This is a genomic window from Arthrobacter gallicola, assembly GCF_014836775.1.
In the GTDB taxonomy this organism is placed as follows: domain Bacteria; phylum Actinomycetota; class Actinomycetes; order Actinomycetales; family Micrococcaceae; genus Arthrobacter_B; species Arthrobacter_B gallicola.
In genome coordinates, this window is the sequence record NZ_JACSQD010000003.1 from 154,352 (window position 1) to 168,733 (window position 14,382).

Here is a 14,382-nt window from a genome sequence, read left to right on the forward strand (position 1 = left end):
GCCGGGACAGGTGGGGTGAACCGGGCCAAATTTATGAGCCGGTGCCATCCCCGTGGCGCAGGTGCCTGTCGACCGCTTTCAAGCTCTCCCCGGGAGCGGCCAACTCAATTTCGCCCTTGTCGGTCCACACACCGATGACCCGGTCCGCCCCGCGCACTGCCAGCGTTTTTTTGTCCGACAGCGGGCGCTCGCCCAACGGGCGAAGATCCCCAAAAACGACTGTGGAACCTTTTCTCTGGTTTGCTATGTCAAAGACCGACTGAAACTTGATGGTCCTGCCGTTTATCTCTGCAAAGCCTGCGGACCAGATGCCGCGAAGTGACCCGGGCAGCGCACCCGGGTAGCGGATGGCGCACTCAATCACTCCGGCTTGGGCATCTTGTTCCAGACGCCTGGACCTCGCGGCCTCGGCCGGTTTACGGCAGAGGAAGGTTCCTCCCACCACTATGCCTAGGGAGACCAACAACGAGAGCCAAAAACCGAGCATCTCCCGCAGCGAGTTTCCGGCGATCAGCGCGATCGGAAGCAGCCAGAACGGGGAAGAATCAAGCGCCTTTTCCCATTTCCCCCGCGGCGACGGCCTGCGGATTTCGGTGGTCATTCCCGAATACTAGCTGCCCCGTCCGGCGCCGTCGCCGGCCTGCCTGACGACGCCCTGGCGGTGAAAAGCTCTCAACGTAAGCACAACCGCATCAGGCGAAATACACGCCGATGCGGTTGCCTTCGATCTCCTCGATCCGGATGTCGATCTCGTAAATGTCCTTCAGGACCTCGGGCCGCATGATCATCGACGGCGGCCCCTGGTGCAGCAGCTTGCCGTCCGCCATGGCGATGATGTCGTCGGAGTAGCAGGACGCGAAGTTGATGTCGTGGATGACCAGGACCACGGTCTTGCCGAGTTCGTCCGTGAGCCGGCGCAGCAGCCGCATCATTTCCACGGAGTGCTTCATATCCAGGTTGTTCAGCGGCTCATCCAGCAGCAGGTAGTCGGTGTCCTGCGCCAGCACCATGGCGATAAACGCGCGCTGACGCTGCCCGCCGGAAAGTTCGTCAACAAACCGGTCCGCCAGATCCGTGAGATCCAGGAAGGTCAGCGCCTGCTCGATCTTCTCCCGGCACTGCGCTGTCGGGCGCCCGCCGTTGTGCGGGTAGCGGCCGAATCCGACGAGGTCCCGGACGGTCAGACGGACGGTCAGGTGGTTATCCTGGCGCAGGATGGCCATCTTCCGGGCCAGGTCCTTGCCCGGTGTGCGGGCCACATCCAGGCCATCCACCGTCACGGAGCCAGTGTCGGCGGTAAGCAGACGGCTGATGATGGACAGCAGCGTGGATTTGCCGGCACCGTTGGGGCCGATGATCGAGGTGACACCGCCCTCCTTGATGTGGCAGCTCACCTCGTCCACCACGGCAGTGTTCGCGTACTTTTTCGTAACGCCGGTGACCTGGATCATTTGATGGAGCCTCTCAGGAGCAGGATCAGGAAGACGATCCCGCCAACGAATTCAATGACAATGCTCAACGCCGTGTCGAACGCAAAGACGCGTTCAAGGACCAGCTGGCCGCCGACCAGGGCGATGATGCCCAGCAGCACGGCGATCGGAACCACTGCGGAGTGCTTGAAATGGGAGCAGAGCTGATACGCCAGCGACGCAACCAGCAGCCCGAAGAAGGTGACCGGACCCACCAGTGCCGTGGAGACCGCCACCATCACCGAGCAGATGACCAGCACGATGGTTACCGAGCGTTTGTGGTTGACCCCGAGGTTGATCGAGGTTTCCCGGCCCAGGGACATCACATCCAGTGAATGCCGCATCCGCCAGGCAGGGACGCTCACCACTGCGACGGCAATCAGCGAGTAGCCGAGCAGGGCGCCGTCCACGTTGTTGAAGCTGGCGAAGAACAAATCCTGCAGGATGATGAATTCGCTGGGGTCGATCAGCCGCTGCAGCAGCGAGGACACTCCGCGGAAGAGGGTGCCCAGCACAATGCCGACCAGCAGCATCAGATGCAGCGATTTCCCGCCGCCGGTGAACAGCCACCGGTAGAGCAGGAAGGAGAAGCCGACCATCAGCGCGACTTCCAGCCCGTAGCGCAGCGGGGCCGCCAGAGCCAGGACCAGTCCGCCGCCGAACGTGAAGACCAGCACGGTCTGGATGAGGACGTACAGGGCATCAAAGCCCATGATCGACGGCGTCAGGATCCGGTTGGCGGTGACGGTCTGAAACAACACGGTGGAGACGCCGACGGCGTAGGCCACCAGGATCATTGAGCCCACCTTGATGGCACGGCGGGGCAGGACGTAGCCGATGTTTCCGCGCAGGTCGATGGTCATAAAGACGGCGACCAGGACGGCGGCCACAACGGAGAGGGTGATGATCCAGAACCTGGGGGAGAGGCCGCGCACCGGGCGGCGGCGCTGCACCGTGAGGGCGGAAGGTAGGACGCTGACGGGACTGCTAGGCACGGGCGGAGCGCTTTCTCAGGAGCAGGTAAAGGAACAGGGCGCTGCCGATGGCGGAGACGATGACTCCGACCGGGATTTCATAGGGGTAGCGGATGGTCCGGCCGATGATGTCACAGGCCAGGACAAACCCGGCGCCGAAGATCGCCACCCAGGGAATGGCGCGGCGGACGTTGTCGCCGATCATCAGCGAGACGAGGTTCGGCACGATCAGGCCAAGGAAGGGCACCGAGCCGACACTGACCACCACGACGGCGCTGATCAGGGAGACGATGATCAATCCCAGGGTCATAACGCGGTTGTAGTTCAGCCCGAGGTTTGTGGTGAACTCCTGGCCCATGCCGGCGACGGTGAACCGGTCTGCCGCCAGGTAGCCGATCACTGTCAGTGCCCCGACAATCCAGAGCAGTTCGTAGCGTCCGCGCAGGACGCCGGAGAAGTCCCCGACCATCCAGCTGTTGAGGGTCTGCAGCAGGTCGAAGCGGTACGCGAAAAAGGTGGTGATGGCCGCGATAACACCGCCGAGCATGATCCCGACCAGCGGGACGATCAGCGTGTTGCGCAGCGGAATCCGGCGCAGGACCAGCAGGAACAGGGCAGTGCCGGCGACGGCGAAGACGGTGGCGGTGGACATTTTCACGAAGAGCGAGGCCCCAGGCAGGAATACCGTGACCACCAGGATGCCCAGCGACGCCGACTCCACCGTACCCACGGTGGAAGGTTCCACGAACTTGTTGCGGGCCATGAGCTGCATGATGAGGCCGGCGACGCTGAGGGCCATTCCTGCCAGGATGATGCTCAGGGTCCGGGGGACGCGGCTGATCCAGAAGATTCTCCACGCGTTTTCGTCCCCGGCCAGGAGCGAAGTGAGCGAGACATCGCTGACACCGACGAACATGCTGACGACGGCGAGCAGCAGGACTCCGGCTCCGCCCAGGATCAGCATTGCCCCGGGGCCGGGGAACCGCCGGCGGCCGGACGCGGCAGCGGCTCCGGCGGGCGCCGGAGCTGTGGGGGAGGTGAGGGTCAACATAGTGCTTCCGTCTCCCTCGTCCGGCCGGCCTTCCACTGAGGGGAAAGACCGGCCGGACGAGGATTTAGCAGGTGGGTGGGACGGGGTTAGGAGATGCCGTCCTGGACAGCGCTGACCATCGCGTCAACGTTGTTCAGGCCGTAGCCCACCAGGTACCAGCTGGAGGAGTCGAGCATGGTGATGTTGTCATTCTTTGCAGCCTTGGTGCCCATAACCAGTTCGTTGTCCAGGACAGCGGAGGCAACTTCACCCGCATTGCCGACGGCGACGTCGCGGTCGATCACGAACAGGTGGTCCGGGTTGGTCTCAGCGACGTATTCGAAGGAGACGGACTCGCCGTGCTTGCCTTCGGAGGTGATGTCGGCTGCGGTGGGAACGCCAAGAACGTCATGGATCAGGCCGAAGCGGGAGCCGGCGCCGTAGGCGGTCATTTCACCGCCGCTGGTCATGATGATCAGGCCGTTGCCTGCGTCCGCCGCGGTTGCTTTGGTCTCTTCGACCTTGGTTTCCAGTGCGGCCAGCTTCTCGTCGACTTCGGCTTCCTTACCGAAGATCTCACCGATGATCTCGGTGGTGGAGATGAAGGAGTTCCACGGATCCGCGGCGTCGTTGCTGAGGTTGATCGTGGGCGCAATCTTGGAGAGTTCCTCGTAGGAATCCGCGGTCCGTCCGGACATGATGATCAGGTCCGGGGCGCCGGCGCTGATGGCCTCGAAGTCAGGCTCCTTCATGCTGCCGATCTTGGCGTAGTCATCCGAGCCGTACTTGGACAGGCTCTCCGGGAAGTTTGCGGACGGAACACCGTCAACCTCAATCCCGAGGGCGTCCAGGGTGTCCAGAGCGCCGAGATCGAACGTGTAGACCGTCTCCGGGTTGACCGGCACTTCGGTGGTGCCCTGGGTGTGTTCCACCGTCACGGTGGCGGGCTCGGTGGCTGCCGGCTCGGCGGCGGCGTCGGAGTCCTGGCCGCACGCGCTGACGGCAAGCAGGGACACGAGGGCGGTTCCGGCAAGCAGCCGGGACTTCAGGGTCGTCTTCACGAGTGGGTGCTCCAGTTGTTTCTCAATGGATGCGCCGCCTGCCGGATGCCTCCGCCATTAGGACACAAAATTGTTGGCTAATTTCTGCGCGCCATTGAAAACTATCTTGTTAGGCAAGGCTAAGCAACTTGAATACATGGTGCAGGAAACACGGGGACCGGACTCCGTCAGGGGAGCCGTCGGTGCCGAAGGCAGTACCGCAAAGGATTGTTGGCACTCACCTTGACCGAGTGCTAACGGTTGCATAAAGTCGGACTTAGCACTCGCCATGTGAGGGTGCTAACTCCTGAGGGAAGCGTGCACCGGCACCCGCGACGACGGCAAGCGCCTACCGACGGTCCACAAACCCGTTAGTAACTAAGCAAAGGAGAGCCCGAGTGTCGGTCTCTATTAAGCCCCTTGAGGATCGCATCGTTGTTCGCCCGCTCGAAGCTGAGCAGACCACGGCCTCCGGCCTGGTCATCCCGGACACCGCAAAGGAAAAGCCGCAGGAAGGCGAAGTCGTAGCAGTCGGCCCCGGCCGCGTTGACGACAACGGCAACCGTGTGCCGATCGATGTCGCCGAGGGCGACGTCGTCATCTACTCCAAGTACGGCGGAACCGAGGTCAAGCAGGGCGGCCAGGAATACCTGGTGCTCTCCGCACGCGACGTGCTGGCCATCGTCGTCAAGTAATTCTTTGAAGACCCCGGCCAGATTCGGCCGGGGTCTTCTTTTGTAGATGCAGATGTAGTTGTCGGAAAGGACACACACATGGCAAAGCAGTTGGAGTTCAACGACTCCGCCCGTCGTTCACTGGAAGCCGGTGTCGACAAGCTCGCCAACACGGTCAAGGTCACCCTCGGCCCGCGCGGCCGCAACGTTGTGCTCGCCAAGACCTGGGGCGCACCCACCATCACCAACGACGGCGTCACGATCGCCCGTGAGGTCGAGCTCGACGATCCGTACGAGAACCTTGGCGCGCAGCTGGCCAAGGAAGTTGCCACCAAGACCAACGATGTTGCCGGTGACGGCACCACCACCGCCACCGTCCTGGCCCAGGCCCTCGTGAAGGAAGGCCTGCGCAACGTGGCAGCCGGCGCAGCTCCCGGCGCGCTCAAGCACGGCATCGAGACCGCCGTTGAGGCCGTCGCCGCCCGCCTGCTGGAGAACGCCCAGGAAGTCGAGGGCAACCAGGTTGCCCACGTCGCCGCCATCTCCGCCCAGAGCGAAGAAATCGGCGAGCTCCTGGCCAAGGCGTTCGACACGGTCGGCAAGGACGGCGTCATCACCATCGAAGAGTCCTCTTCGACGTCCACCGAACTGGTCATCACCGAAGGCATGCAGTTCGACAAGGGTTACCTCTCGCCGTACTTCGTGACCGACCCGGAGCGCCAGGAAGCCGTCCTCGAAGACGCGCTGATCCTGATCAACTCCGGCAAGATCTCCTCGGTTGCCGAGTTCCTTCCCCTGCTGGAGAAGGCACTGCAGGCCTCGAAGCCGCTGTTCATCATTGCCGAAGACGTGGACGGCGAAGCCCTCTCCACCCTGGTGGTCAACAAGATCCGCGGCACGCTGAACGTTGTTGCCGTGAAGGCTCCGGGCTTCGGCGACCGCCGCAAGGCCATGATGCAGGACATCGCGACCCTGACCGGCGCGCAGGTTGTGTCCCCGGACCTCGGCCTGAAGCTGGACCAGGTGGGCCTCGAGGTGCTGGGTTCTGCCCGCCGCATCACGGTCACCAAGGACCACACGACCATCGTTGACGGCTCCGGTTCCGAAGCCGACGTCGCGGACCGCGTGGCCCAGATCCGTGCCGAGATTGAGCGCACGGATTCCGATTGGGACCGCGAGAAGCTCCAGGAACGCCTGGCCAAGCTCTCCGGCGGCATCGGCGTCATCAAGGTCGGCGCCGCCACCGAAGTTGAGCTGAAGGAAAAGAAGCACCGGATCGAAGACGCCGTGTCCTCGACCCGTGCTGCCCTGGAAGAGGGCATCGTGGCCGGCGGCGGTTCCGCACTGGTCCATGCCGCCCGCGCCCTGGACACCGACGCCAACGTCGCGAAGCTCGACGGCGATGCCGCCACCGCTGTGGGTCTGGTCCGCCGCGCCCTGGCGCAGCCGCTGCGCTGGATTGCCGAGAACGCCGGTGCCGAAGGCATGGTTGTTGTCTCCAAGGTCGGCGAGCTCGACGTGAACAACGGCTTCAACGCCGCCACCGGCGAGTACGTCAACCTGATCGAAGCCGGCGTCATTGACCCGGTCAAGGTCACCCGGTCGGCGCTGCGCAATGCTGCCTCGATCGCCGCCCTGGTCCTCACGACCGAGGCACTGGTTGTCGAGAAGCCCTCCGACGAGGATGATGACCACGGTCACCAGCACTAGTTTCTGCTGAACAAAGGGCCCGGTCAGACGCAGAATTCCTGCGTCCGGCCGGGCCTCTTTGTGTCCCGGGTCCCGTGGCCGTGGACGCCGCGAATTAAGCCTGCTGGTGGCGGGCAGGTAAACTCTTGCGGTATTTACCATGTCGAAAGGACGCCCGCAAGTGTCAGCACCTGAGCAGCACGCTGCCGCTTTCCCCGCCCCCAGCCCCGCCGAAGCTTCCCCGGGTGAAGCCCGGGCGCCGGGCCGCACCCCCGGCGGGGAACGGCGCTACCGCCCGGAAGTTCAGGGCCTGAGAGCCCTGGCCGTTGTGCTGGTTGTGCTGTATCACGTGTGGCTGGGAAGGGTCTCCGGGGGAGTGGATATCTTCCTGCTCATCTCCGCCTTCCTGCTCACCGGTTCCTTCGTCCGCAAGGCCGAAGCCGGCCGCGCGCTGGCCCTGGGCCGCTACTGGCTGCACCTGTTCAAGCGCCTGCTGCCCGCCGTCGTCGTTGTTCTGCTGGCTGTCCTCACGGCTGCCGCCTTCCTGCTGCCGGCCAGCTCCTGGCAGGAGGTCATCGGCCAGTCCTGGTCTTCGCTCTTCTATGTCCAGAACTGGACCCTGGCGAATAACGCCGTGGATTACCTGGCTGCGGACCACAGCGCTGCGAGCCCGCTTCAGCATTTCTGGTCCCTGTCCGTCCAGGGGCAGGTCTTTATTCTCTGGCCGCTGATCTTCGCTGCCGCCGTCCCCGCAGCCAAGCTGTTCCGGCGGAGCTACCGCAGCGTGCTGGCTGTGATTTTCGGCACCATCTTTGCCTCGTCCCTGGTGTTCTCAATCTGGGAAACCACCACCAATCAGGCCTACGCGTACTTCGATACGCGGACCCGGCTCTGGGAATTCGCGCTGGGCTCGCTGCTGGCACTCGCCCTGCCCTACCTGCACCTGGGCCGCCGCCTGCGGATCGTCCTGGGCTGGGTGGGCGTGGCAGCGATGCTCAGCTGCGGAATCATCCTGCAGGTCCAGCAGCAGTTCCCCGGGTATCTGGCCCTGTGGCCCACCCTGGCCGCCGCCATGATTATCACCGCAGGAGACACCGGCAGCCGCGGCGGTGCCGACCGCTGGCTGAAGGCCAAACCGCTGGTGAAGCTGGGGGACAACTCCTACGCGCTCTACCTGTGGCACTGGCCAATCCTGGTGTTCTGGCTGGTCGCCTCCGGACAGGAGAACGCCGGGATTATCGACGGCACAGTCGTCATCGCCGTGTCGCTGGTACTGGCGGTCCTGACCACCAAGCTGGTGGAAGGTCCGCTGCGCGGCTGGTCCTGGCCCGAAGCGGCCTCCTGGCGCTCCGCCGTCGTGCTTGCCGCTTCTTTTGCCGTGGTTGCGGCACCGCTGGCGGGCTGGCAGGCCAAGGTCACCGCGGATGCCGAAGCCGTCCGGCTGCAGAGCATCGCGGACAACCCCGGCGCCCTGGCGCTGGACCCGGCCTTCGAATTCGCTGCCTCGACCAGCGCCCTGGTGAAGCCCTCGCCGGCTGACATGGACCAGGAGTGGGCGCAGCTTGATGAGTCCTGCGGTGCGGACTACGCGCCTGCCGGCGATTCCGTCCTCGCGGATTCCTGCAAGGAGATCGGCACAGCGGAAGGTGCCAAAAAGACCATTGTGGTGCTGGGCGATTCCCATGCCATGCAGTGGTCGGCAGCCCTGCGGCCCATCGCCCTGGCCAACGACTGGCACGTGATCACGGTCCTGAAAATGGGCTGCCGCTACGGTGGCGAGGACCCGGAGCGGTCCCCGGGATGCAACGAGTTCAACCAGGCAGCCGGGGAATACGTGCTGGAAAAAATGCCCGACGCGGTATTTACGGTGGCATCGGTCTCCAAGGAATCCCAGCCCGATGAGACGCTGGCCGGAGGATACGACGACGGCGTGCGAGGCTTCGCGGAAGCGGGGATCACCGTGCTGGCCATGCGGGATAACCCGCGGTTTGAATTCGACATGTTCAAGTGCCTGGAAGCGAGCGGCTTCGCCACTGACGCCTGCCAGGTGCCGCGGAATGAGCTCCTGGCCGAGGTCTCCCCGCTGGACGGGCTGGAGGAACGCATTCCCGGTGTGCAGGTCCTGGACATGACGGACCAGCTCTGTATTGACGGCACCTGCCCCGGCATCATCGGCAACGTGATCGTCTACAAGGATCATGACCACCTCAACCGCACCTACATGGAGACCACCTCCCATGTGCTGGCGGAACGGATCCTCGAAGCCACCGGCTGGGAAGGAACCACGGTCCCGGAGTCTGCCTAGCCGCCTCTGGGCAAGGCAGCCGCGGGAATAGGGCACCCCGCTGGTTTCGTTCTACGATTGAATACAACTTCGATACAAAACGGCCGTGTTGCCCCGGCCTTCCCCCACACTCTCCGGTCCCGAAAGAGGCGCGAATTTGAGCCAGCAGTCCCCAGAACACGATCCGTTCGGCTTCGTCGGTCTTACCTACGACGACGTCCTCCTGCTGCCCGGCCCCACGGACGTGATTCCGTCCGAGGCTGACACCAGCTCCCGCCTGACCAAGCGGATCACGGTCCAGACTCCGCTGCTGTCCGCCGCCATGGACACCGTGACCGAATCCCGCATGGCCATCGCCATGGCACGCCACGGCGGACTCGGCGTGATCCACCGCAACCTGTCCATCAACGACCAGGCCGAGCACGTGGACCGCGTCAAGCGCAGCGAATCCGGCATGATCACCAACCCGGTCACGATCCACCCGGAGGCAACCCTTCAGGAACTCGATGACCTGTGCGCCCACTTCCGCGTCTCGGGCCTGCCCGTCGTGGACCCGGACAACAAGCTCCTGGGCATCGTGACCAACCGCGACACCCGCTTTATCCCGCGCTCCGAGTACGCCACCCGCACCGTCGGGGAAGTCATGACCCGCATGCCGCTGATCACCGGACGTGTCGGCATCACTCCCGAAGAGACCGTTGAGCTGCTCGGCAAGAACCGGATCGAGAAGCTCCCGCTGGTCGATGACGCCGGACGCCTGCAGGGCCTGATCACGGTCAAGGACTTCGACAAGGCTGAGCAGTACCCGCTGGCCACCAAGGACGACGAAGGCCGGCTCCGCGTCGGCGCTGCCGTCGGTTTCTTCGGCGACGGCTACGAGCGGGCGATGACACTGGTCGAGGCCGGCGTCGACGTCCTGGTGGTCGATACCGCCAACGGTCACAGCGCGGGCGTGCTGGAAATGATTGCCCGCCTGAAGAAGGACCCGGCTGCCGCGCACGTCGACGTCATCGGCGGGCAGGCCGCTACCCGCGAGGGCGCCCAGGCGCTGATCGACGCCGGTGCTGACGCCATCAAGGTCGGCGTTGGCCCCGGCTCCATCTGCACCACCCGTGTGGTTGCCGGTGTCGGCGTTCCACAGATCACCGCCATCTATGAAGCCGCCAAGGCAGCCATCCCCGCCGGCGTGCCGGTCATCGCCGACGGCGGCCTGCAGTACTCCGGCGACATCGGCAAGGCCATCGTTGCCGGTGCTGACACCGTGATGCTCGGCGGCCTGCTGGCCGGTTCGGCCGAAAGCCCCGGCGACCTCGTCTTCGTCAACGGCAAGCAGTTCAAGACGTACCGCGGCATGGGATCCCTCGGCGCCATGCAGACCCGCGGCAAGAACACGTCCTACTCCAAGGACCGCTACTTCCAGGCAGACGTCCCCAGCGACGAGAAGCTCATCCCGGAAGGCATTGAAGGCCAGGTGCCGTACCGCGGCCCGCTGTCCGCCGTCGCGCACCAGCTGGTCGGCGGCCTGCGCCAGACCATGTTCTACACCGGTGCCCACACGATTGCCGAGCTCAAGGCCAAGGGCCGGTTCGTCCGGATCACCCCGGCAGGGCTGAAGGAATCCCACCCGCACGACATCATGATGACCGCCGAGGCGCCGAACTACGGCCGCCGCTAGGCACAGGCTCCATGACGACGCGGGCACCGTTCCACCGGGACGGTGCCCGCGTCCTTTTTGGTCTGGGATAACCTAGAGCAGTGACTAACGAGATTGAGATTGGCCGTGGCAAGCGTGGGCGCAGAGCCTACTCCCTGGATGATGTGGCGATTGTGCCCTCCCGGCGCACCCGTGATCCCCAGGATGTTTCGGTCAACTGGCAGATAGACGCCTACCAGTTCGAGATGCCGGTGATCGGCGCTCCCATGGACTCGGTGATGTCACCGGCCACCGCCATCGCCCTCGGCCGGCTTGGCGGACTCGGCGTCCTGAACCTCGAAGGTTTGTGGACCCGCTACGAGGATCCGCAGCCGGTCCTGGACGAAATCGCCGTGCTGAGCCAGGAGAACTTCAACCCGGCCGCCACCCGCCGGCTGCAGGAAATCTACGCCGCTCCCATCCGCGCCGAACTGATCACCTCCCGCCTGGCGGAAGTCCGCGAAGCCGGGGTCACCGTGGCAGGCTCGCTGACCCCGCAGCGCACCCAGGAGTTCTACAAGACCGTCCTGGCCGCAGGCGTGGACATCTTCGTGATCCGCGGCACCACCGTCTCCGCCGAGCACGTCTCCAAAAACGCTGAACCGCTGAACCTCAAGCAGTTCATCTACGAACTCGACGTCCCCGTTATTGTCGGCGGCGCTGCCGGCTACACCCCGGCCCTGCATCTGATGCGCACGGGTGCCGCCGGTGTCCTGGTCGGCTTTGGCGGAGGCGCGACGACGACAACCCGCCGCGCGCTGGGCATCCACGCCCCGATGGCGACCGCCATTTCCGACATCGCCGAAGCCCGCCGGGACTACATGGACGAGTCCGGCGGCCGGTACGTGCACGTGATTGCCGACGGCGGCATGGGCACCAGCGGCGACATCATCAAGGCCATCGCCATGGGTGCGGATGCCGTGATGCTCGGCTCCGCCCTGGCCCGCGCCGAAGAAGCCCCCGGCCGGGGCTGGCACTGGGGCCAGGAAGCCCACCATGGCGAACTGCCGCGCGGGGACAGGGTCCATCTGGACACCGTCGGCCCGCTGCAGGAAGTGCTGTGGGGGCCCTCGCACCATACCAACGGAACCTCGAATCTAATGGGAGCACTGCGGCGGGCAATGGCCACCACGGGCTACTCTGATCTCAAGGCTTTCCAGCGTATCGATGTACTGGTGTCGCCCTACTTGTACAACACCTGAGCACAACCTCCCCGGTACCCGGGGGCACGCTTCAGAGAGGAATCTTGACCATGGCTACAGATGCACTAAGTCCGGAATACCGCGAAGCAGCCCTTGAGAAACTGCGTGCCACCGCCCAACCCGGCGGCGAGCTGGACATCCTGATTGTCGGCGGCGGCGTGGTGGGTGCCGGGGCGGCCCTGGATGCGGTGACCCGCGGCCTGAAGGTCGGCATGGTGGAAGCCCGGGACTGGGCCTCGGGTACCTCCTCCCGGTCGTCGAAGCTGATCCACGGCGGCCTGCGATACCTGGAAATGCTTGACTTCGCCCTGGTCCAGGAAGCCCTGAAGGAACGTGGACTGCTGATCCAGCGGATCGCCCCGCACCTGGTGCGCCCGGTGCCGTTCCTCTACCCCCTGACCAAACGGTTCATCGAGCGTCCCTACGTCGGCGCCGGGATTATTCTCTACGACACCATGGGACTGACCTCGGGCAATTCCCGCGGTGTACCCATGCACAAGCACCTGTCCCGGCGTTCAACCCTCCGTGCGGCGCCCAGCCTCAAGGACGACGCCATGATCGGCTCGATCCGCTATTACGACGCACAGGTCGACGACGCCCGGTACGTCGCGAACATGGTGCGCACCGCGGCGCATTACGGGGCCGCCGCCGCGAACCGGGTCGCCGTCGTCGACTTCCTCCGGGAAGGCGAGCGGGTTGTGGGGGCCCGGGTCCGGGACCAGGAGAGCGGGGAAGAGTTCGACGTCTTCGCCCAGCAGGTGGTTAATGCCACCGGCGTCTGGACCGATGAAACCCAGGCCATGGTGACGGACCGCGGCCAGCTGAAGGTCCGGGCCTCGAAGGGCATTCACCTGGTGGTGCCGCGGGACCGGATCCAGTCCACCGTGGGCATGATTCTCCGCACCGAGAAGTCTGTTCTCTTCGTGATCCCGTGGGGGCGGCACTGGATTGTCGGCACCACGGACACCGACTGGAATCTGGACAAGGCGCATCCCGCCGCTACCTCTGCCGACATTGACTACCTCCTCGAACACGTCAACCGGGTCCTGAAGCGGCCCCTGACCCGCGAGGACGTCGAAGGCGTCTACGCCGGGCTGCGTCCGCTGCTGGCCGGGGAGAACGATTCCACGGCCAAGCTCTCGCGTGAACACGTCGTCGCGCACCCCGTGCCGGGGCTGGTGGTGGTGGCCGGCGGAAAGTGGACCACCTACCGCGTGATGGCCAAGGACGCCGTGGACGAGGCAGCACGCGCCCTGGACGAAAAGGTCCCGGAAAGCTGCACCCAGACCATTCCGCTGCTCGGCGCCGTCGGTTACAAGGCGGCCTGGAACAAACGGCACCGCACCGCGGAGGAATACGGTGTCCATGTGGTGCGGGTGGAGCACCTGCTCAACCGGTACGGCTCACTGGCCGGTGAGGTGCTCGATCTGATCGCGGCGGACCCGTCGCTGGGGGAGACACTGCCCGGGGCTGACGATTACCTCCGCGCTGAGGTTGTCTACGCCACCACCCATGAAGGCGCCCGCCACGTGGAGGACGTCCTGGCCCGCCGGACCCGGATTTCCATCGAGTCCTGGGACCGCGGCGTCTCAGCAGCCCCGGTTGTCGCCGAGCTGATGGCTCCGGTGCTGGGCTGGGATGAACAGCGGATCGAGAAGGAGGTCCGGCACTACCTGGCCCGGGTCGAAGCCGAGCGCCTGAGCCAGGAACAGCCGGACGATGTCTCCGCTGATGCTGCCCGGCTGGCGGTCCAGGACATCGCCCCTCCGCGCTGAGTGGAGCCGTACGCATGAGTGATCTGAGCCTGAACCGGTATGACGCGGTCCTGACCGAACCCGAGATGGTCATCCTGGACCTGGAAGCCAAGGACCGGGACGACGCCGCCGCGCAGCTGGCCGAGCGGATGTACAAGCAGGGGCGCCTCACCGACCTCCCGGGTTTCCTGAAGGACGTCACAGCCAGGGAACACCAGATGGCCACCGGGCTTCCCGGCGGCATCGGTCTGCCGCACGCCCGCAGCGAGTACGCGGTCAAAACCTCGATTGCCGTGGGCATCTGCAAGTACGGGCACCGGCTGGACTTCGGGGCATCGGACGGCCCGGCGAGTGTGGTGCTGCTTATTGCGACGCCGGCGGCCTCCTACTCCGAGCATCTTGAGGTTTTGGCCACGCTCGCCCGGTCGCTGTTTCGGCCCACTTTCCGGGAATCCCTGCGCCGGGCCCAGGACCCGGAAGTCATCGCGGAGCTGATCAATTCCTCGCTGGTGTTTTTTGACCACTGAGGGCCAGGCGGCCGGGCATTGGGTTTTCTACACGGGTACGAAGTAC

12 protein-coding genes are annotated in these 14,382 nt (G+C 64.9%); 7 read left to right on the top strand and 5 right to left on the bottom strand.

The window, feature by feature from the left end; genetic code table 11:
* Positions 1-31 precede the first annotated feature (31 nt).
* The 5 genes from H9639_RS07940 to H9639_RS07960 all read right to left on the bottom strand — a co-directional run bounded on the left by H9639_RS07940 (position 32) and on the right by H9639_RS07960 (position 4,534).
* The gene (locus H9639_RS07940; RefSeq protein WP_191807557.1) at positions 32-601 is read right to left on the bottom strand and encodes a hypothetical protein; all 570 of its coding nucleotides are present in this window, start codon (positions 599-601) and stop codon (positions 32-34) included.
* Between the two features lie 91 nt (positions 602-692).
* A complete protein-coding gene (locus tag H9639_RS07945; protein WP_191807558.1) occupies positions 693-1,451 on the bottom strand; it encodes an iron ABC transporter ATP-binding protein in 759 nt (252 codons plus the stop codon).
* Positions 1,448-2,464: an iron chelate uptake ABC transporter family permease subunit gene (locus H9639_RS07950; protein ID WP_404799737.1), complete on the bottom strand. Its 1,017-nt coding sequence runs from the start codon at positions 2,462-2,464 to the stop codon at positions 1,448-1,450. Before H9639_RS07950 ends, H9639_RS07945 begins: the two co-directional genes overlap by 4 nt.
* Positions 2,457-3,494: an ABC transporter permease gene (locus tag H9639_RS07955; protein ID WP_318242025.1), complete on the bottom strand. Its 1,038-nt coding sequence runs from the start codon at positions 3,492-3,494 to the stop codon at positions 2,457-2,459. The genes H9639_RS07950 and H9639_RS07955 overlap by 8 nt, the downstream gene beginning before the upstream one ends.
* 86 nt (positions 3,495-3,580) lie before the next feature.
* Positions 3,581-4,534 (bottom strand): siderophore ABC transporter substrate-binding protein, encoded by a 954-nt coding sequence (locus H9639_RS07960; protein ID WP_191807559.1) that lies wholly within the window; start codon positions 4,532-4,534, stop codon positions 3,581-3,583.
* Positions 4,535-4,911: 377 nt separating this feature from the next.
* Here H9639_RS07960 and groES point away from each other — a divergent pair, with 377 nt between their 5' ends.
* From groES to H9639_RS07995, 7 genes are all read left to right on the top strand, one after another.
* The gene (gene groES / locus H9639_RS07965; RefSeq protein WP_055239413.1) at positions 4,912-5,208 is read left to right on the top strand and encodes a co-chaperone GroES; all 297 of its coding nucleotides are present in this window, start codon (positions 4,912-4,914) and stop codon (positions 5,206-5,208) included.
* A 78-nt stretch (positions 5,209-5,286) separates the two neighbouring features.
* Positions 5,287-6,897, top strand: coding sequence for a chaperonin GroEL (groL, locus tag H9639_RS07970; RefSeq protein ID WP_191807560.1), 1,611 nt, complete (start codon positions 5,287-5,289; stop codon positions 6,895-6,897).
* 160 nt (positions 6,898-7,057) lie between these two features.
* A complete protein-coding gene (locus tag H9639_RS07975) occupies positions 7,058-9,181 on the top strand; it encodes an acyltransferase family protein (RefSeq protein ID WP_318242026.1) in 2,124 nt (707 codons plus the stop codon).
* A gap of 136 nt (positions 9,182-9,317) precedes the next feature.
* Entirely contained in the window at positions 9,318-10,835 is a 1,518-nt protein-coding gene (gene guaB / locus H9639_RS07980) for an IMP dehydrogenase (protein ID WP_191807562.1), read from the top strand.
* Positions 10,836-10,915: 80 nt separating this feature from the next.
* Entirely contained in the window at positions 10,916-12,055 is a 1,140-nt protein-coding gene (locus tag H9639_RS07985) for a GuaB3 family IMP dehydrogenase-related protein (protein ID WP_191746967.1), read from the top strand.
* Positions 12,056-12,105: 50 nt separating this feature from the next.
* Complete coding sequence (locus tag H9639_RS07990; protein WP_191807563.1) at positions 12,106-13,830, top strand: glycerol-3-phosphate dehydrogenase/oxidase; 1,725 nt, start codon at positions 12,106-12,108, stop codon at positions 13,828-13,830.
* A 14-nt stretch (positions 13,831-13,844) separates the two neighbouring features.
* Positions 13,845-14,336 (top strand): PTS sugar transporter subunit IIA, encoded by a 492-nt coding sequence (locus tag H9639_RS07995; protein WP_191807564.1) that lies wholly within the window; start codon positions 13,845-13,847, stop codon positions 14,334-14,336.
* Positions 14,337-14,382 lie beyond the last annotated feature (46 nt).

Coding starts and splice junctions, on each gene's coding strand:
- H9639_RS07940 (WP_191807557.1), bottom strand. CDS start 601: ATGACCACCGAAATCCGCAGGCCGTCGCCGCGGGGGAAATGGGAAAAG.
- H9639_RS07945 (WP_191807558.1), bottom strand. CDS start 1,451: ATGATCCAGGTCACCGGCGTTACGAAAAAGTACGCGAACACTGCCGTG.
- H9639_RS07955 (WP_318242025.1), bottom strand. CDS start 3,494: ATGTTGACCCTCACCTCCCCCACAGCTCCGGCGCCCGCCGGAGCCGCT.
- groL (WP_191807560.1), top strand. CDS start 5,287: ATGGCAAAGCAGTTGGAGTTCAACGACTCCGCCCGTCGTTCACTGGAA.
- H9639_RS07990 (WP_191807563.1), top strand. CDS start 12,106: ATGGCTACAGATGCACTAAGTCCGGAATACCGCGAAGCAGCCCTTGAG.
- H9639_RS07995 (WP_191807564.1), top strand. CDS start 13,845: ATGAGTGATCTGAGCCTGAACCGGTATGACGCGGTCCTGACCGAACCC.